Below are 18,749 nucleotides of genomic sequence, written 5' to 3'. Positions count from 1 at the left end.
TCTTGTTCAACGGAAAACTATCAGCTAATAGCTCCGGAAAAGGCTCCCCCTCTCCCAGAGGGGAGGGGGCTAGGGGGGTGGGGTGAGCGTTAAGTTATACTATTGAAACAGCGGCGGGTGCTTCTCGTCGAAGTCCGTGGCGTCTTGGTAGGCTTTCACCAGGGCCAGCAGCTTGCCTTCTTCGTAGAGCTGGCCGGTGAAGGTGATGGTGCTGGGTAGGCCGCTGGCACGGAAGCCGTTGGGCACGGCCACGGCCGGATGGCCGGTGAGGTTGGTGATGGTGAGGCTGGCGCTGCTGGTGGGCGCTAGGTAAAGGTCGAAGCCTTGCAGCTTCTGGTCCATGGCTTCAATCAGCAGGGTGCGGGCGCGCTGGGCCTGGATGTACTCCACGGCCGGCACAAACCGCGACGACCGGAACGTGTTGGGCCAGGCGTAACGGTGTTGCTGCACCAGCAGCCCGTCGCGACCCGAGCGGGTGAGGTCGTCGAAGGCGGCGGCGCCCTCCACCGAGAGGCCGAAACGCATGGCCCCGGCGGGTAGGGTAGGCAATTCCAGCGGCACTAGCTCTACGCCCAGTTTGCGTAGCACTTCCAGGCTGGCCTGGTCATTGGCTTTGGTGGGGTAGTCGCGGTCAAACTCCGCTTTCAGGTAGCCTACCCGCAGCTTCTTGATATTGGTATCGAAGGCGTAGCGGAACGGCGCGGGCGCTTGCAGGGTAGCCGGGTCGCGCGGGTCGGGGCCGGCCAGGGCGGCCAGCACCAGGGCGCAATCCTCGGCCGAGCGGGTAAGCGGACCAGCTTTGTCCATAGTCCAGCTCAGGGCCATCGCTCCGGCCCTGCTGATGCGCCCGTAGGTAGGGCGCAGGCCGGTGGTGCCGCAGGCCGTGCTAGGACTCATAATCGAGCCCAACGTTTCGGTGCCGATGGCAAACGGCACCAGCCCCGCCGCCACCGCCGATGCCGACCCTGCCGACGAGCCGCTGCTACCCTCGCTCAGCTTCCACGGTGAGCGGGTTTTGCCACCGAACCACACGTCGCCTTGGGCCAGCGCCCCCAGCGTGAGCTTAGCCACTAGCACAGCTCCGGCCTGCTCCAGGCGCTCCACCACGGCCGAGTTTTCATCCAGCATCTGGTCTTTGTAGGGCATGGCGCCCCAGGTGGTTTTGTAGCCCTTGGCGCTGAACAAATCCTTCACCCCGCACGGAATACCGTGCAGCGGTCCGCGGTACTTACCGGCTTTGATTTCCTTATCGGCTTGGCGGGCTTGCTGTAAGGCCAGCTCCTCGGTGAGGCTGATGACGCAGTGCAGTTGCGGGTCGTACTTTTTGAGGCGGGCCAGACAGAATTGCGTCAGTTCTTCCGACGAAAGCTGCTTGGTACGCAGCAGCTCGCCTAGCTGGCGCACGGTGTAGTAGGCCAAGTCGTCACGGTTGGTGGGCAGCTTCACCTTGTCCCTTTTGGGCAGCTTGCCGGCGTCCGCTACGCGGGCTGGTTGCATGGCTTGCCGGATGCGGAGCGGGCGCGGGTCGAAGGTTTCGGCGGGCGCTACGCTGTTGGGCATATTCAACTGACGCAGGGCCTCGTAGCTGGCGCGGTTTTGCCGCAGGTTACCCAGGGTAGAGTCGAGTTGAGCATCGGTGAAGTGCAAGCCCAGTAGGTCCTGGGCAGCTTGTAGGGTAGCCAGCGTGATGGGCGGCAGCTCGACGGGGCGCGTGGCGAAAGCGCCCGCACCGAAGCAGGTCAGGCCCACGGCTAGGTAGGGTAGGGCTTTTCTTAGCATGAAAGAGTAGGGACAGCAGGTGCACAGCAAAGCTACTCGGACTACCCACTTACGCAAGTAACTTCTTGTCATTCCGAGCAAAGCGAGGAATCCAAGTTGTTATCTGGAAGTTGTTTGCGTTGATTTTCCAGGCTACTTGAACGGTGTAGAGACGCATACTTGCGTCTCCTCGCTCGCGCCAGATGGCCGAAATCGTTCAACGATGAGACGCAAGTATGCGTCTCTACACCGTTCAAGTAGCCAATCAGCTACTGAGAAAGTGAAAGGTCAGGGAAACATCAGCCACAACTGCCTTGTAGTTAAGGTAAGCATACCCTTTCCACAACCACCTACCCCTCCCCAACATGAAATACAATCTGTTAGGCAACACCGGCCTGAAAGTATCCGAGCTGTGCCTGGGCACCATGACGTTTGGCCAGACCGAAGGCCGCTTCAAGGAAATTGCCAAGGTAGACCAGGCCGGCGCCGATGAGTTGCTGAAGCGCTCTGTAGACGCGGGCATCAACTTCCTTGACACGGCCAACGTGTATTCCGAAGGCCAATCAGAAGAGATGACCGGGCAGGCCATCCGCAACTTGGGTTTGAGCCGCAACGAACTGATCGTTGCCACCAAAGTGCGCGGCAAAATGGGCGATGGTCCCAACCAAGTGGGCCTCACGCGCAAGCACATCATGGACCAGGCCGAAGCCAGCCTCAAGCGCCTCGGCACCGACTACATCGACCTCTACCAAATGCACAGCTACGACCCGCTGACGCCCTTCGAGGAAACCCTGCGGGCGTTTGATGACCTGGTGCGTAGCGGCAAGGTGCGCTACATTGGGGCCAGCAACGTGGCCGCTTGGCAACTGATGAAAGCGCTGGGCACCTCCGAGCACCTGCACCTGGAGAAATTTGTGTCGCTGCAAGCCTACTACACCGTGGCTGGGCGCGAACTGGAGCGCGAGTTGATTCCGCTGCTGCAAGACCAGAAGGTAGGGTTAATGGTCTGGAGCCCGCTGGCGGGCGGTTTGCTCAGCGGCAAGTACAGCCGCGAGAAGCAGGAAGGCGAAGACGGCCGCCGCGTTAACTTCGACTTCCCGCCCGTGAACCGCGACCGGGCCTTCGATATTCTGGATATTCTACACCCATTGGCCAAACAAAAAGGTGCTTCCGTGGCCCAGTTGGCTCTGGCGTGGCTGCTGCACCAGCCGGCCGTGACGAGCATTATCATCGGCGCCAGCAAAATGTCGCAGCTCGAAGACAACCTGAAATCGGTAGACGTACAGTTCTCCGAAGAAGAGCTGAAGCAACTGGCCGAAGCCAGCGCCCTACCCGCCGAGTACCCCGGCTGGATGCTGGACATGACCGGTCAGGACCGACAGAAGTAGGTTTTCATTTGTCATCCTGAGCGTAGCGAAGGACCTTCTCACGTTGGCACGAGTCGTTGGTACGATGGTCGTTCAACATGAGAAGGTCCTTCGCTGCGCTCAGGATGACAGGTTTTGTCAATTTTCCTACCCTTCCGCCAACTGATGTCGCTCGTTGCGGACGGCGTTAGCGAGATTCCACTCTACCTCGTGCGCGAAGGCGTGTTGGCGGACGGGGCAGTCGGCCATATGGCATAGAGAGCAGGCGCGGAAGGTACAGGGGTCGGCGTGCACAAACATTTCCACCTCGGCGTCGGCGTGCTGGCGCATGAGGGTTTCAATCTTATTCAGCTCATTATGAATGGCTTCAAGGCTGAAATAATATGGCATCTGCATGTGGCAGTCGATGTGCAGGTTGGCGCCGTAGCGCTGCACGCGCAGGTTATGCACGTCAATCCAAGCGGGTTGGCGGTGGCGTTGTAGCTCGGCCACTACCTCGGCCACCGTGGCCGCGTCCGATTCATCCATTAGGGCCGAGGCGGAGCTGCGCAGCATCTTGTAGCCATTCACCACAATCACAATGCCCAGCAGCAGCGCCGCCAGCGTATCGAACAGCACAATGCCAGTGAGAAACACCAGCAGAAGCGCCGCGCATGATACCAGCGACGTCAACGCATCAATATATAAGTGCTGTCCATCTCCGACCAACGCGGCCGATTTCAGGCGCTTGCCCTCGCGCACCAGCAGGTAGCCTACCCCTAAGTTGATGACACCCGCTACCGCCAGCAGCCACACGCCCAGATCGGGCGCGGCCACGGCGTGCGGCTCAAACAGCGTGCGCGTGGCGCTGTAGAAGATATAGAGGCCGGCAAACAGAATCAGTCCGCCTTCGAATCCTACCGATAGATGCTCGATTTTTCCGTGGCCATAGGGGTGGTTTTCGTCCTTGGGTAGGCTGGCTAGGTAGATGCTGTAGAACGCAAAACCGCTCGTAAAGACGTTGATAATCGACTCCAACGCATCCGTCAGCACCACCTGCGAGCGGGTCATGAAGTAGGCGTAGAACTTCAGCGCCACTAGCGCCACGCTCACCACCAACGATAGCAGGCCCAGACGGTTTTTGGTTTTCTTATCAAGCATAGGGAGGGGAGCAACGGCAAAAAGGGCAACAAAATTCCGCGAAAAAAACCACTTCTGTTTTCAGCGAAACTTTTACCCTGCTTTTCTACGTATTTATAGACGCTTAAATTAATTTTTAGGTTTATCTAAAAATTAAACTAGCTTTCGCAGTTCTTTCGCTACAAGTTACTTATGCCTCTACCCGTACAGGATTCGATTACCCCACTCGCTTCTGCCCCTACCCCCGCCGATGCACCCGATGCCGGCTGGCGGCACGCTCGGCGCGCCAATTCCCTACCCGAGGTACACAGTTCCATTAAAGTACCCGGCGCCGACGCGTCGTTCTGGCGCAAGCTGATGGCCTTTGGCGGGCCCGGCCTGATGGTGGCCGTGGGCTACATGGACCCCGGCAACTGGGCCACCGACATTGAAGGCGGTGCCCGCTACGGCTACACACTGCTGTCGGTGATTCTGATTTCCAACTTTTTCGCCATGCTCTTGCAGCACCTGGCGGCCAAGCTCGGCATCGTAACCGGGCGCGACCTGGCTCAGGCCTGCCGCGACCACTACTCCCGGCCGGTAAGCCTGGTGCTGTGGGTACTCTGCGAAATTGCCATTGCCGCCTGCGATTTAGCCGAAGTCATCGGCTCCGCCATTGCGCTCAACCTGCTCTTTGGCCTGCCCCTCACCTGGGGTGTGGCCCTCACCATCCTGGACGTGATGGTGGTGCTGCTGTTCCAGAATAAGGGTTTCCGGGCGCTGGAAAGCTTTGTGGCAGGCCTGATGGTGGTAATTTTTGTGTGCTTTATCTACGAAGTAGTGGTGTCGCACCCTGATTACTTTGCGTTGGCGCAAGGATTGGTACCTCAGCCCCAAATTGTTACCAACCCGCACATGCTCTACATTGCCATTGGCATTTTGGGTGCTACCGTGATGCCGCACAACCTGTACTTGCACTCCAGCATTGTGCAGACGCGGCAGATCGAGCAGACGGAGCCCGGCAAGCGCATGGCTATCAAGTTTGCGACCATCGACAGCACGGTGTCACTGTTGCTAGCGTTTTTCGTAAACGGAGCCATTCTGGTCACGTCAGCCGCGGCCTTCCACTACAACGGCTACCGCGACGTGGCCGACATTACCGACGCGCACAAGCTGCTGGCGCCAGTGCTGGGCGCAGGCGCGGCCAGTGTACTGTTTGCGGTGGCACTGCTGGCTTCGGGTCAAAACTCTACCCTTACGGGCACCCTCGCAGGTCAAATCGTGATGGAAGGCTTTCTGGATTTGAAGCTGAAACCCTGGATGCGCCGCCTGATTACGCGCAGCATTGCGGTGGTGCCGGCCTTTGTGGTCACGGTGATGTACGGGGAGCACGGCACCAGCGAGCTGCTGGTGCTCAGCCAGGTTATCCTCTCCTTTCAACTCAGCTTTGCTGTGATACCCTTGGTACTCTTCACGGGTAGCAAGCTCAAGATGGGTGTGTTCGTGAACAAGCCCTGGATGCAAGCCACGGCCTGGAGTGTATCGGCCATCATCGTGGTACTGAACGTGTACCTGCTGGTGCAGACGTTTATAGGATAAATACGAAAGCGCTGTGGTGGGTAAGTCCGCCGCGGCGCTTTTTTTGGGTCAACAGGTTTAGATTAATCTAAATATATTTTTCATACGCTTTAAATATGAAACAGCTTTTCTTTCTTCTGTTTATGCTGTTGATAGGAAGTGAGTCAGTAGCGCAGTCTGCTACAGCTGCTACCATCCGGGGGCAGGTGCGGGCGGCGGGCCAGCCCTTGGAGCAGGTGACGGTGGCGCTGGTAGGCACTGCGGAGGGCTGCACCACCAATGCACAAGGGCGCTACGAGCTGCGCAACGTGCCGGCCGGCGCTACGGAAATTGTGTTTTCGTTTGTGGGCTACCAGCCAGTGCGGCGGCGCGTGACGGTAGCAGCGGCCCAAACCCTGGTGCTGGATGCTACCCTGGTAGCCACGCCTGCGGCACTGGAAGAAGTGGTAGTCACGGGTGTGTCCCGCGCTACGGAGCTGCGCCGCAGCCCCGTGCCGGTGGCAGCCCTCAACCGCCGCGATATCAACCTGAACGCCAACGGCAACGTGATTGACGCGGCCGTGCGGGGCGTGCCCGGCCTGAATGCCGTAACGACCGGCCCCAACATCAGCAAACCGTTTATCCGGGGACTGGGCTACAACCGCGTGCTGACCATGTACAACGGCCTACGCCAAGAGGGCCAGCAGTGGGGCGATGAGCACGGCATTGAGATAGATCAGTATGATATTGAGCGCATTGAGGTGGTGAAAGGACCCGCCAGCCTCATCTACGGCTCCGATGCCGTGGCTGGAGTAGTGAACCTGCTACCCCGCCGTCCCGACGACGGCTCCGAGGGACAGCTCCACGGCGACGCTCTCACGGAATATCAGACCAACAACAACCTGCTGGGCGCGTCGGTGGGGTTGCGCTACCACCGCGCCGGCTGGCACTACGGCGGCCGCGCCTCCTACCGCCTGGCTCAGAACTACCGCAACCCGGTGGATGGCCGCGTGTACGGCACCGCCTTCCGGGAGCTGAACGCCACGGGCACGGCCGGGGTAGACAAAACTTGGGGTAGCTCCGACTGGTCGGCGACGCTCTACGACAACCACCAGGAAATCCCCGACGGCAGCCGCGACTCCCTGAGCCGCCGTTTTACGCGGCAGGTGCTGGACGAGGGCGATGATATCCGCAACCGGCCGCTGGTGCCCACGGCTGAGCTTTCCACCTACCGCCTCAACCCGCTGTACCAGCGCATTCAGCACTACCGCTTGCTCACGCGCAACCGCTTCCGGCTGGGTGCGGGCGAGTTGCACGCGCTGCTGGGCGTGCAGCAAAACCGCCGCCGCGAGTACAATCACCCTACCCTACCCGAGCAGCCGGGCCTGAGCGTGCAACTCACTACTTATAACTATGACCTCCGCTACGCCGCTCCTACCCTGCTGGGGGTGGAGGCTACCGCGGGCTTGAACGGCATGGCCCAGCGCAACCGCAATCAGGACGCCACCGACTTCCCCATTCCCGACTACAACCTGTTCGACATCGGTGGCTACATCCATCTGAAAAAGACGTTCGGCCGCCTGGACCTGGCCGGCGGTCTGCGCTACGATACACGCTACCTCACCTGGAACGACTTCTACGTGGGACCAAACCCAGCCACGGGTTTTGAGCAGCAGGTACCGGCCGCGCTGGGTAAGAAGCCGCAGTTTGCGGCGTTTGGGCGTTGGTACCGGGGCGTATCGGCTAGCGTGGGGGGCACGTATGCGCTGAATGAACGGTACGTGTTGCGCGCCAACGTGGCGCGGGGCTACCGGGCGCCCAACATCACGGAGGTAGGTTCCAACGGCCTCGACCCCGGCGCCCATATCGTGTACCTCGGCAACCGCACCTTCAACCCCGAGTTCAGCCTCCAACAAGACCTGGGCCTAGCCGCCCGCCTACCCTGGGCCGACCTAAGCGTGGACGCCTTCCACAACCGCATCACCGGCTACATTTACCAGGCTCGCCTCACCGATGCCAACGGCCAGCCCGTGGAGCTGGTGCCCGGCAACGCCACCTACCAATACCAGCAGAGCGGCGCCCGCCTCTACGGCGCCGAACTCACGGCCAACCTACATCCCACCGCCCTACCCGGTTTCGTGCTCAACAACAGCCTAGCCTATGTGGTGGGGCTGAATCAGAACAACGCCCTGCGCACCACGGAGGGCAACGCGGCTAAGTACTTACCGTTCATTCCGCCCCTACAGGCGCGCTCCGAAGCGCGCTATACCACGCCGCGCCCGCTTGGCCCCTTTCACGCTACCTATGTGCGTGCCACAGTGGATATCAACGCCGCCCAAAACCGCTTCTACGCTGTTGATAACACCGAAACCCGCACCGCGGGCTACACGCTGCTGGGCCTGGGCGCGGGCACTACATTGCGTAGTGGGCAACGTGAGGTAGCGCAGCTGTTTGTGCAGGTTGATAACGTGTTCAATATGGCGTATCAATCGCACTTGAACCGGCTGAAATACTTTGAGTACTACACCGCCTCGCCCAATGGCCGCTCAGGTATCTATAATCAGGGTAGGAATGTGAGCGTGAAGGTGGTGGTGCCATTGTGATAAAGCCAGAACAAAGAAAAGCACGGCATTTCAGTTTATGAAAGCCGTGCTTTTGAAACCGAAGTAGGGTCTACTTTCCGTTCGCTACCGGCGTCACCGAAAATTCTTCGAACGTTACGGGGAAGCCTTTGCCATCGGGAGCAGCGCACATGAGGCCAATCTGCACTTTCTTACCCGGCGTGGGCGGGAAGTAGGCCAGGCGCAGCATCTTGAACTCCTTGTTGTCGAAGGAATACTGAATTTCCACGTAGTCACCTTTACGTAGGAGCGTAAGCCACATGGCTTTCGGACTATCCTGCCGCGGCACCACCGACCAGTCGGACACCTCGCGGGTTACGACGGCGCTGACGTTTTGCACGCCCTTCACGTACTCAATACCGGTCTTGATCCAGTTCTTCTCATCCAACCGAATCATGAGGCCGGCTTGGTCATACAGTTCTTTGTACTGGCCTACTACCTTCACTTTCGCCAGAAAATCGCCTTCCTGCTCCTGAAAGAAGAAATGGCCGTTGTCGCGGATGAAACCGTAGTGCGTCACGCGCCAGAAATCGGTGCCGCCGTCTACCTGTACCTGCACGCTGTTGGCGGTGATGGTCGATTTTTTGGGAGCGTTTTGCCAGCGCATGGTAGAGAAGGATTGGGCAGCCGCCGTGAACGTTAGAAAAAGCGAAAGGGTAGCGAGAAGAAGGGTTTTCATGGGTTGAGGTATGGGTAGAATACAAAAGAACGCCATGCTTCGGCTCCGCTCTGCATGACGTTCTATCTTAGATTTCGTTTGTACGCAGCTATTTAGTTCACTACCAGCGTCATCATGGAGTGGGGTAGGCTGACGGTAGGCGCGGCTTGGCCTTTAATCCAGAGGCTGAACTCCTGCTTTTTGTCGCTATCATTCATCACCACCACGGCCACTTTGCCATCGGGGTTTACGAAGGCTGTGGCCGAGAGCCAGTCACGGGTAGAGGCCACGGCAATGCGCTTGGCGCCGGGGCGCACGAACTTGGAAATGTGCCCGATGTAGTAGAACGAGTTAGTGTAGGTGAGCTTGCCGGTGCGCGTATCGGCGTGCACGGGGGCGTAGCAGAAGTTGCCCACGTGGTTGGGGCCGCCGTTTTCGTCAAGCAAGATGTTCCAGTCGGTCCAGGCGACGGTGCCGGCGTTGAAGTCGTTGATCATGGAGCGGCCGTACCGCTCGCCCAGCTTCCAGTCGCCGATGTTGTCGAGTTTGAACTGCTCCACGCAGCCCTCCGTGAACACCAGGTTTTTGCTGGGGTAGGTTTCGTGCACGCGGCGCAGGTTGTCGAACAGCTGGCCACTGCCGGTCCAGGTTTCGTACCAGTGAAAGCCGATACCCCAGAAGTACTGGCTGGCCTCGGGGTCGTCGAACAAGGTGGTGGCCCGTTGGAAGATCTGGTCGCGGTTGTGGTCCCAGCCGATGAGCTTTTTGTCAGACAAGCCGTTTTTCTTGAGCGTCGGGCCCAGGAAGTTCTTCACGAAGTCGCGCTCCTCCTCGGCCGAATACACGCACGACTCCCAGGTTTGCTTAGCCATGGGCTCGTTTTGCACCGTGAGGCCCCAAATTGGAATCCCTTGACGCTCATACTCTTTGATAAACTTCACGTAGTGGTTGGCCCAGGCCTGGCGGTACTCGGGTAGGAGCTTACCGCCTTTCACCAGGCTGTTGTTGTCCTTCATCCAGGCGGGCGGCGACCAGGGACTCACAAACAGCGGCAGCTTGCCGCCCGCCGCCGCCGTGGCCTGCTTAATGAACGGAATGCGGTACTGCTCGTCGTGCTTCACGCTGAAGGTTTTCAGCTCCTTGTCGTTGTCGGCCACGTAGGTGTAGCTGGCGCTGGAGAAGTCGCAGCTGGCAATGTTGGTGCGGGCCAACGTGTAGCCAATGCCCTTGGTAGGGCTATAGTAGGCGTCCAGCAACTCCTTTTGCTGGGCTTTAGGCAGCTTAGCAAATACTTCGGCTGAGGCATCGGTGAGGGCGCCACCAATACCCGTGAGCGACTGAAACGTGTGGGTAGGGTCTACAAACAGGCACACCTGCGTCTCCAGCGGCTGCCCCATTTGCTGGAAGCTGAGGTCGTTATCCGCTTTGGCGAGGCGCATTTGGGTATTGGCAGCCGTGGTGTATACCTGCACTTTTTTGCCGGCGGCAGAATAGGTTTTGGCAGCTGGGGCGGTGGCTTTCTGAGCTGTAGCGCTCGGCGCGCTTAGTATACCAGCAGCTAGAATTGATAGAAGAATATTACGCATGGGTAGGAGTGGGGATGAACAGCAGCGCTGAAAACAATTGGCTACAAAAGTCTGCATCCTATTGCTTTCGGCTGCGTGCAAATTGCTCAAAATCACAACCAATACCTGTGCGCCACAATAAAACATTGGCATGCAATAGATTGTATATCCATTCTGTATTTTATTCACGGCAGAGGCAGTATACAGATAGTGAAGCACAACAGGGTGGATTTTGGCCTTATCTTAATAGTTATACCGAAAGCCTACGCAGGGGCTTGCTCAGCCCAGGGCGATGCGACCTATATTCCTTCCGCCTACCTTCGCGCTATGTCCCTCCCCTACCCCTCGTTGCTACTGGCAATTTTACTGCTAGTTGGCTTGAGCGCCCGTGCCCAGACCAACGACACCATTTCGGTCAATAAAAGTCATTACGACTTGTTCCACCCTACCCCGCGCAAGTACATGCGCCCGATGGTGCCCGACCGCCCTGGCATTACTGAAAGCCCTTACACAGTGGATGCGGGCCACTTTCAGCTGGAAAACGATGGACTGCGCCTGCTCAACTCCCGTGATGGAGACGCCCGCGACCGGTCGCTTTACCTCAACCATGTCCTAATGAAAATAGGCCTTACCAACCAGACCGATTTGCAGGTAGGGCTGAATTCCTATACCATCAACAAACATTGGGAAGATAAAGGAACGATGGATCCGGATCGGCAAGCCCGCATGGGCGATATGGTGGTGCGCCTCAAACGCAACCTCATTGGCGACGACAACAAAGGCTTTGCCTTAGCGGCCATCGGCTACGTACGCCTGCCCACCGGCAAAGAGGTAGGCGACGGGGCCGTGGAATATGGACTTCTGGTGCCAGTAATTTACATGTTACCCCACGACTGGAACATAGGCGCCCAAACCGCCGCCGAGTGGATGTACGACCGCGAAAGCACTTCGCATTTTGTGTTACTCACGCCTACCTTCACCATCGATAAGGTTTTTACGCATTGGCTGGAAGGCTTTGCAGAAGTGGTAGGGCACTGGGATACAAGCAAAAACCGCTGGCAAGCCGGCGTGAATCTGGGGCCGCAGTTCGACGTTAGCGACAATCTACAATTCGACATCGGTACGCACATTGCCCTCAACCGCCAAACAGACCACGAGTATTTCGTGGGGTTCAGCTTCCGGCTGTAGACGCTGAGTACAAGCCGTTAAAAACCACAAAAAGCCCTGTCAGCAGTGTCTGACAGGGCTTTCTTATAACCGTATTAGGTATACCGAGTGTTACACTCTAGGCGTATCCGTTGCGACGCTGCGGGTTTCGGCGTGCCAGTCGGTGATGAACCACACCAGCAGAAACACTACCCCCGAGGCCATAAAGAGGTTGCGGGCGGTCAAGTTGTCGTCGGCGAAGCCAAACAGCCAGGGCGAAACCAGAAACACCAGTCCGCTTACCAGCTCCAGCCGGCCGTGCACCAGAAACGGAATAACCTTGAGCACGCCCATGGGGAAGGCTGTGAGCAGGGTAATGAGCAGGTAGCCCGCGGCCAGTACGTAGCATACCGTGGCGTAAGTGCCCGTGAACCCAAATACGGTGGGGGCCAACGCGAAAAAGGCAACGGTCAGGTAATCGAGGATGCCATGTGCAGACGGAGACAGAATTTTCATGAGGAGAAGTGTTTGGTGAGAGAAACAGCGTACCCCGCCTTCTACGTACCTGATACTCAATAGATATTGTCGAGCTGCTATTTTTCAGCCGCATTCTTTGCCTATGCTTCAGCTTTGGCGCTCACCTTTACGTCACCCCGCTCAGGCCTTCAAATTGGCTACCCAAAATGGTAGTGTCATCGGCCTGAAGCCAGTTGCGGAGCACGGTGGCGTAGGTGGCGCGAAGAACGAAGTGATACTTCAGGTCGCCGGCGTCGAGGTCGTGCAGGTTGGGTGCGTCGTTGAGGATGCCTTGCTTCTTGAAACCTGCTGGTGGTGCCGTTGCTGGCGTTTTGACTTATCACCGGCCAAAGTCCGAGAAGGTCAGTACGAATACTGGAGTTGCTGCTGCGTCATGACACCGTCGATTCGTGACGGCCGTTGGATGCCTACCCATCCTGAAGGTTCAACCATCTACGGCGGGGCTGGCATTTGATTTTCAGCTAGAGGACAACCTTGTCTGACTTTCCGCGGTAACATCAGAAAACCACACCTTCCTTATTCTTTTCCCATGAAACGTCTCCTTTCCATAGCCGCCGCTGCTGCACTACTCACCGCTACGCTGGGCTCTTGCCGTAGCCACACCACCGACGAAACGTACCAGGCAGGCAACGGCAACCCCGAAACCACAGCCCAACAAGAGCAACTCTCACCCCGCATAGATGCGCCCAACAACGCAGGCATGGCGGATAGCGCCGGTAATGCCAGCGGTGCAGGTACTACGGGTAGCACAAGCGGTGGTACCACAGGTAACACAGGCGGCACCACAGGTAGCACCACGGGCACTACAGGTAGCATGGGTACCACCACGGGCGGCAGTACTACGGGCAGCACAGGCACCACGGGCAGCAATTAAGTAACTGTCCATAATCAAATAAAAACCGTCCTACCGAATACAGCCTTCAGCTGTATTCGGTAGGACGGTTTTTATTTGATTATCTACCCATTCTGCCCGAAACGCTACCTAAAACCGGGCGCCTACTACCACTGTCTTTTTGTACTGCCGTTGGTTGCCACTGGCTGGGTGCAGGAGTTCAATCAGCAGTACGTAGGCCCCTACGGGCACTTTGTGGCCCTGGTCGTTGAGGCCATCCCACTGCACGAAGCCGCTGAGGGGTAGGGTTTCGTTGCGCACGAGGCGGCGTATAAGCCGGCCCTGAGCATCGTAGATAGTAACGGTGGCAGCATACCCTGGTTGATCGAGTTGGTAATTCAGGGTAGTGAAATCCTGCTGCCCATCTTCGTCGGGCGTGAATACCTCGGGCTCCAGCCGAAACAGCTTATCGCCCCCAGGATCCTCCTGGTACTGCGAGTTGGGCCTACCCGGCGTGGCATAACCCACCGCGCTGGCCGCCGAGTGAAAGTTGCCCGCCGCGCTCGGCCCATCGGTCCGGATGCGCTCCAACGACACCCCATCCAGGTCGCTGAGCAGAGCCAGATGCTGCGCTTTATCGTAGGCGTAGCGGTCGAGCAGCACCCCAGCGGCCGAGCTGACGCTTACTATACCGGCATCATCGGGGTAGGTGGGTAGGGCGGAAACAGGTAGGAACGCGGCCGCATCGTGAGACGTCGGGTACTGCGCTTGCACGATATCGGGGCGCTCCGTCAGGACCACCAGTTGGCGCGGAGCCAGTACATAGGGCGCGGCCGTTACGGACTTTGTGTCCAGAGTACCGTCAGGCTTTTGGTTGCTGAGCGTCCAGCCTTGCACATCCAGGTACTTATCGGAGCGATTCAATAGCTCTACAAAATCCACTGCATACGTGCGCGGGTTGAACAGAATTTCATTGATAACCACGTCGCCCGCGGCAGGGGTGCCGGGTAGGGCAAACGTAGCCGTAGCCGCAGCGCCGATAGTATTGCCCACACAGTCTACGGCGCGTTGTACGGTTACCGTGAGGGGCTGATTGGCTTGCAGAGCCGCGCCCAGCGTGAGGTCCACCGCCCGGAAATCGGGAGCTATGGCAGTGGCCCGCGTGATGATACCCGTAGTAAGCGCATACAGCGCTACGTTCGCCACGGCGGCACTATCCAGCTTCTCTTCAAAAAACAGCCGCACAGTGGTAGGGTTAGTGGCCAGTGCCCGCAGTAGCGCAGGTGGCGTTTGGTCGGGGTTGGTAGCGCGCACAGAGTTGGCGCGGCCGGGCGTGCCACCGCTGTCATCCTGGCTGGCGGTCCAATTGGCGAGGCCGGCACAGGGGTTGGCCCTATCCACCATTTCCAGCGCCCAACCGCCGTTTTTTTTCTTACTGTCCTTGTACCACGTATCGGAATAGCTGATTTCAAACAACGTCTGCCCCGTGCGGCTGCGCAATACCAGTTGGTCGCCGGCATTGGTGAGGCTAGGGAAATTCGTTAGGCCAAATACTTTCCCGAAGCCGGCAAACTGCGCAGCCCGCGTGCTGCCGCACACCACGGCGTACTCGCCCGGTAACAGCACTGCCCCAGTCGGAAACACCGCCGGATTACCGGTGCTGCTAGGTTTCAGCAGGCGCACGCCCACTAGGTCCAGCACAGCCGTGGCACTAGGGTTGTGCACCTCCACGTATTCCGACGCGGGTAGCCCTACAACAGGCATTTCGTTGGCTAGTATTTCAGTGATAAGCACTTGGTTGAAGCCTGGCGCCACGGCAAAGCCATTGTTGACAAAGCCCACCGTAAGCGGCCCGGCTGCTGCATTGCCGTACAGATCGACCACGTTGCGTACCTCCACCGTAACGCTGCCCAATGGCAAATTGGCCGCGTAGGTGAGATGCACTACGGCAGGGTCCGCCGCGTCGCGCTCGGCGCTCAGGATTGGCGGCGCCCCGGCCGCCACCAATCGGAAACTGGCGGCACCAACGCCGGGCGCTACGGGCTCGTTGAACGTCACATCAAGCTGCCGGGCAGCCGTAGCCGTGGCTTTCACTGGGGTAGGCGGTGCGGTGTCTGTCACCCGAAAATCAGTGAAGGAATACTTCTGGCTGTTGGCCGATGAGTACGTGACGACTACCCCCACGTAGCCGCCATGCTGGTGCGTGGCATCGGTACCGGTTCCTTCCGTGGTGAAGTTGGAGCCGCCGGTCAGGTCGCGCTCCAGCGTCCAGACGTTCTGCACGGAGCGCGTCACGCGCACGCGCACCAGGTTATTGCTGGTCGAATTCAGCGTGTTATCCTGCCCATCAACCACGTACGTTGGGCTACCCGTGGCATTTTTGCGAAATAGCGCTACTTCCTTCGGTGTGCCGCCGAGGCGCACGAAATAGCCCTGCGTGCCACTGGTTTTTAGGTCGGCACGGTCGGCCAGCAGCCACACGTCGGCGTAGTTGCCGCTGCTCACCGTGTTTTTGATGTTGACCCAACACTCCCAGGTGGTGCCCGTTACGGCCTGGCAGGGCGTTACGAGTTGCAGTTGGGTGCCCGTCACGGCGGGGCCGTTGGTTTGCAGCTGCTTCTGCGCGTTGATGGTAAAGCCGGCCGCGTCGCCGGTCCAGGGTGGGTTTTGGGTGAAGTCACCGTCGGTAAACGAGTCGCTGAGCTGGGCGTGTGCGGACAGCGTGAGCAGCAGGGCTGCCAATAGCAAATAGAGTTTCACGAGGATCGAACTAGTAATTTCCGGCGCGGTGCACGTTGTATTCTCACGCAGAATACGCGCCAACCTTTGCGCATTGTATCAGGAAATCCAAGTTCTACTACAAAAAAGAGCAGCAGCGTGTACCTTTACTGTTCTACTCATTTTTAAACAACCATGAAAGTAGCCGTAGTAGGTGCCACCGGCCTAGTCGGGGGCGAAATGCTGAAAGTGTTGGCCGAGCGGAATTTCCCGGTCACCGAGCTTCTACCCGTGGCCTCTGCCAAATCGGTGGGCCAGGAAATTGAGTTTCAGGGCAAAAAATACAAGGTGGTGAGCATGGACGACGCCGTAGCGGCTTGCCCCGATGTAGCCATTTTCTCGGCCGGCGGCACCACCAGCAAGGAGGAGGCCCCACGCTTTGCCGAGGTAGGCACCGTAGTAATTGACAACTCCTCGGCTTGGCGCATGGACCCCACCAAAAAGCTGGTAGTGCCCGAAATCAACGCCAAAGAGTTGACTGCCGATGATAAAATCATTGCCAACCCCAACTGCTCTACCATTCAAATGGTGGTGGCTCTCAACAAGCTACACGAAAAATACAAGGTGCAGCGCATTGTAGTAAGCACCTACCAAAGCGTAACAGGCACCGGCAAAAAAGCTGTAGATCAACTCCTGGAGGAGCGCGCCGGCCAGGATGCCAGCAACCCCGCCTACCCCCACCGCATCGACCTGAACGTGCTACCCCACATCGACGTGTTCGAGGACAACGGCTACACGAAGGAGGAGATGAAAATGGTGAAGGAAACCAATAAGATCTTCGGCGACGACAGCATCCGCGTGACAGCCACCACCGTGCGCATTCCCGTGATGGGCGGCCACTCGGAGTCGGTGAACGTGGAGTTTGCCGAGGAATTTGACCTCGACGAGGTGCGCGAACTGCTGCGCCAGACCGAAGGCGTGGAAGTGGTAGACGACGTAAAAAATAACGTCTACCCCATGCCCAAAGACGCCCACGGCAAAGACGCCGTGCTCGTCGGCCGCCTCCGCCGCGACGAAACCCAGCCCCGCACCCTCAATATGTGGGTAGTGGCCGACAACCTGCGCAAAGGCGCCGCCACCAACGCTGTGCAAATTGCCGAGGCCATGATGAAAATGGGGTTGATTGGGTAGGCCAGTGAGGCTACCGCAGAGTTATAGCAGCAAATACCACAGTGCCCCGGTCGGACTCATCCGATCGGGGCACTGTGGTATTTACGAAAATTACAGGCAACTCAAATTATAAGAATTATTATATAATAAGTATTTGTCATTCTATTATAAGGTTAAGGAAAAAAATAATGAATCACCTTGCATACAATGATATTGGCCATTTCTATATTCGCATACTTCTTCTAAAATCCTTTCCGGAATAGAAAATTATTTGATCTTTTTTCTTTTTTTAATCATACTCATTATTACATGAAAGTAACTTTACCCTTCGCTTTGGCTGCTACATTGGCACTAGGCAGCTGCGCCTCCATTGTTAGCAAAAGTCGCTACCCTGTCGCCATCAATAGTGTGCCAGTCGGTGCCGATGTTACCGTGACCAATCGTGCCGGTAAGGAAGTATTTGCGGGCAAGGTGCCCACCGCCGTTATGCTAAAATCGGGTGCCGGCTTCTTTAAAAAGGAAATCTACACTCTCACCTTTAAAAAGGCAGGCTATGCCGACCGCCAAATGACCCTGGAAGCCAATTTAAACGGCTGGTATTTTGGCAACATCGTTTTTGGAGGCCTTATAGGAATGCTGATTGTAGACCCGGCTACTGGCGCCATGTACCGCATTGCACAGCGCGATGTGCAAGGTGTAATGGCTGAAAGTGCACAGGGTTCTATCCTCTTCAAAAATGATGGCCTTAGCATCATTTCAACGGAAGATGTACCGGCCGATCTACGCGACAAAATGGTGCCAATCGAGAAGTAATCCCCTTAAGTTAGAATCTGAAAATGGTCTGATGAAGCGAGCTTCATCAGACCATTTTTTATGCAAACGTCACCGCCGCGAAATCAAGCACTGCCTGTCGCGTGCGCTCCGGCGCCTCTAGGTAGGCCAAGTGCCCTACCTCCGCCAAAAACAGCGCGTATGTAACCGGCGCCAGTTGCGTCACTTCTATCGACTGCTCGAAGGGTACCGCCAAATCCTCTTTACCGGCAATAACGAGCACCGGAAACTGCGCCTCGCGTAGCACTTGCGTGCGGTCGGCGCGGGCGGCCATGGCCCGCAGCCCACCAATGAAGGTTTCCTTGGGCGTGGCCTTACCGATATTCTCCAGCATCCGTAGCTGCTCGGGCATCGAGTCGCGGTGGGCGGGCGCGAACAGGGGGCGCACGAAGGAGTTCATGAACTTCTCTACCCCGTGGCGCTCAATGAAATCAATGTTCTTCTCGCGGTTCTGCTTTTTCTCGTCCGTATCAGCCAGCGCCGAGGAGTTGAGCAGGCACAACCCTGCTACCAGCTCTGGGTGCTTTTCGGCTAGGGCCAGCGCTACGTAGCCGCCCATACTGTGGCCTATCAGCACGGCTTTTTCAATGTTTTGCTGCTGTAGTTGCTTGGCCACATAATCGGCCTGGGCACGCATGGAGTAGTTGGCTACGGGCGCCGTATTATCGCCGTGGCCTAATAGATCGGGTGCGAAGATGGGGTAGTCGTTGGGAAAGTCACGGGTGAAATCCGTCCATATTTCGCGGCTTTCTATGAAGCCGTGGAGGAAGACGAGGGTAGGGTGTTGATGCTGGTGCATGGTTGAGTAACGCGAAATTGTAGTAGTCTATACTTACGACTAGCCTACTCAACCTGGCTGTATTTTTTTTATGTTTTTTAACTAAAAATTAC

15 protein-coding genes are annotated in these 18,749 nt (G+C 57.7%); 8 read left to right on the top strand and 7 right to left on the bottom strand.

Features of this window, described 5'->3' with window-relative positions; genetic code table 11:
* Nucleotides 1-99: 99 nt before the first annotated feature.
* The gene (locus KYK14_RS02405) at nt 100-1,779 is read right to left on the bottom strand and encodes an amidase (protein ID WP_219156634.1); all 1,680 of its coding nucleotides are present in this window, start codon (nt 1,777-1,779) and stop codon (nt 100-102) included.
* Nucleotides 1,780-2,123: 344 nt separating this feature from the next.
* Between KYK14_RS02405 and KYK14_RS02400 the strand changes: the two genes are divergently transcribed.
* Nucleotides 2,124-3,146 (top strand): aldo/keto reductase, encoded by a 1,023-nt coding sequence (locus KYK14_RS02400; RefSeq protein WP_219156632.1) that lies wholly within the window; start codon nt 2,124-2,126, stop codon nt 3,144-3,146.
* Between the two features lie 126 nt (nt 3,147-3,272).
* Here KYK14_RS02400 and KYK14_RS02395 read toward each other — a convergent pair whose 3' ends face one another.
* A complete protein-coding gene (locus KYK14_RS02395; RefSeq protein ID WP_185281445.1) occupies nt 3,273-4,265 on the bottom strand; it encodes a cation diffusion facilitator family transporter in 993 nt (330 codons plus the stop codon).
* Between the two features lie 171 nt (nt 4,266-4,436).
* Here KYK14_RS02395 and KYK14_RS02390 point away from each other — a divergent pair, with 171 nt between their 5' ends.
* Nucleotides 4,437-5,822, top strand: a complete 1,386-nt coding sequence (locus KYK14_RS02390; protein WP_219156630.1) for an Nramp family divalent metal transporter — start codon at nt 4,437-4,439, stop codon at nt 5,820-5,822.
* Between the two features lie 95 nt (nt 5,823-5,917).
* Nucleotides 5,918-8,383 carry a TonB-dependent receptor gene (locus KYK14_RS02385; RefSeq protein WP_219156628.1) on the top strand — a complete coding sequence of 822 codons (2,466 nt, stop codon included), beginning with the start codon at nt 5,918-5,920 and terminating at the stop codon, nt 8,381-8,383.
* Between the two features lie 70 nt (nt 8,384-8,453).
* Here KYK14_RS02385 and KYK14_RS02380 read toward each other — a convergent pair whose 3' ends face one another.
* Both KYK14_RS02380 and KYK14_RS02375 read right to left on the bottom strand, forming a co-directional pair.
* Entirely contained in the window at nt 8,454-9,080 is a 627-nt protein-coding gene (locus tag KYK14_RS02380) for a DUF1349 domain-containing protein (protein ID WP_243900163.1), read from the bottom strand.
* 92 nt (nt 9,081-9,172) lie between these two features.
* Nucleotides 9,173-10,645: a glycoside hydrolase family 30 protein gene (locus KYK14_RS02375; RefSeq protein WP_219156626.1), complete on the bottom strand. Its 1,473-nt coding sequence runs from the start codon at nt 10,643-10,645 to the stop codon at nt 9,173-9,175.
* A 306-nt stretch (nt 10,646-10,951) separates the two neighbouring features.
* Here KYK14_RS02375 and KYK14_RS02370 point away from each other — a divergent pair, with 306 nt between their 5' ends.
* A complete protein-coding gene (locus KYK14_RS02370) occupies nt 10,952-11,812 on the top strand; it encodes a transporter (protein ID WP_219156624.1) in 861 nt (286 codons plus the stop codon).
* A gap of 90 nt (nt 11,813-11,902) precedes the next feature.
* Here the strand turns inward: KYK14_RS02370 and KYK14_RS02365 are convergent, their stop codons facing one another.
* Nucleotides 11,903-12,286 carry an SPW repeat domain-containing protein gene (locus tag KYK14_RS02365; RefSeq protein ID WP_185281450.1) on the bottom strand — a complete coding sequence of 128 codons (384 nt, stop codon included), beginning with the start codon at nt 12,284-12,286 and terminating at the stop codon, nt 11,903-11,905.
* Between the two features lie 103 nt (nt 12,287-12,389).
* Between KYK14_RS02365 and KYK14_RS02360 the strand changes: the two genes are divergently transcribed.
* Both KYK14_RS02360 and KYK14_RS02355 read left to right on the top strand, forming a co-directional pair.
* Nucleotides 12,390-12,761, top strand: a complete 372-nt coding sequence (locus KYK14_RS02360) for a hypothetical protein (protein WP_219156622.1) — start codon at nt 12,390-12,392, stop codon at nt 12,759-12,761.
* A 75-nt stretch (nt 12,762-12,836) separates the two neighbouring features.
* A complete protein-coding gene (locus tag KYK14_RS02355) occupies nt 12,837-13,181 on the top strand; it encodes a hypothetical protein (protein WP_219156620.1) in 345 nt (114 codons plus the stop codon).
* 108 nt (nt 13,182-13,289) lie between these two features.
* On the opposite strand, the gene KYK14_RS22385 is transcribed toward KYK14_RS02355, so the two are convergent.
* Nucleotides 13,290-15,899 (bottom strand): lamin tail domain-containing protein, encoded by a 2,610-nt coding sequence (locus KYK14_RS22385; RefSeq protein WP_219156618.1) that lies wholly within the window; start codon nt 15,897-15,899, stop codon nt 13,290-13,292.
* 153 nt (nt 15,900-16,052) lie between these two features.
* Between KYK14_RS22385 and KYK14_RS02345 the strand changes: the two genes are divergently transcribed.
* On the top strand, nt 16,053-17,048 hold the full coding sequence (locus KYK14_RS02345; RefSeq protein WP_219156616.1) for an aspartate-semialdehyde dehydrogenase: 996 nt from the start codon (nt 16,053-16,055) through the stop codon (nt 17,046-17,048).
* Nucleotides 17,049-17,336: 288 nt separating this feature from the next.
* Nucleotides 17,337-17,840, top strand: a complete 504-nt coding sequence (locus KYK14_RS02340; RefSeq protein ID WP_208306566.1) for a peptidase associated/transthyretin-like domain-containing protein — start codon at nt 17,337-17,339, stop codon at nt 17,838-17,840.
* A 58-nt stretch (nt 17,841-17,898) separates the two neighbouring features.
* Here KYK14_RS02340 and KYK14_RS02335 read toward each other — a convergent pair whose 3' ends face one another.
* Entirely contained in the window at nt 17,899-18,657 is a 759-nt protein-coding gene (locus tag KYK14_RS02335; RefSeq protein WP_185281457.1) for an alpha/beta fold hydrolase, read from the bottom strand.
* Between the last annotated feature and the right edge of the window lie 92 nt (nt 18,658-18,749).

This window comes from Hymenobacter profundi, from assembly GCF_019334315.1.
GTDB classification, from domain to species: domain Bacteria; phylum Bacteroidota; class Bacteroidia; order Cytophagales; family Hymenobacteraceae; genus Hymenobacter; species Hymenobacter profundi.
Note: the sequence above shows the minus strand (reverse complement) of the source record. Positions and strands in the feature narration are given on the sequence as shown.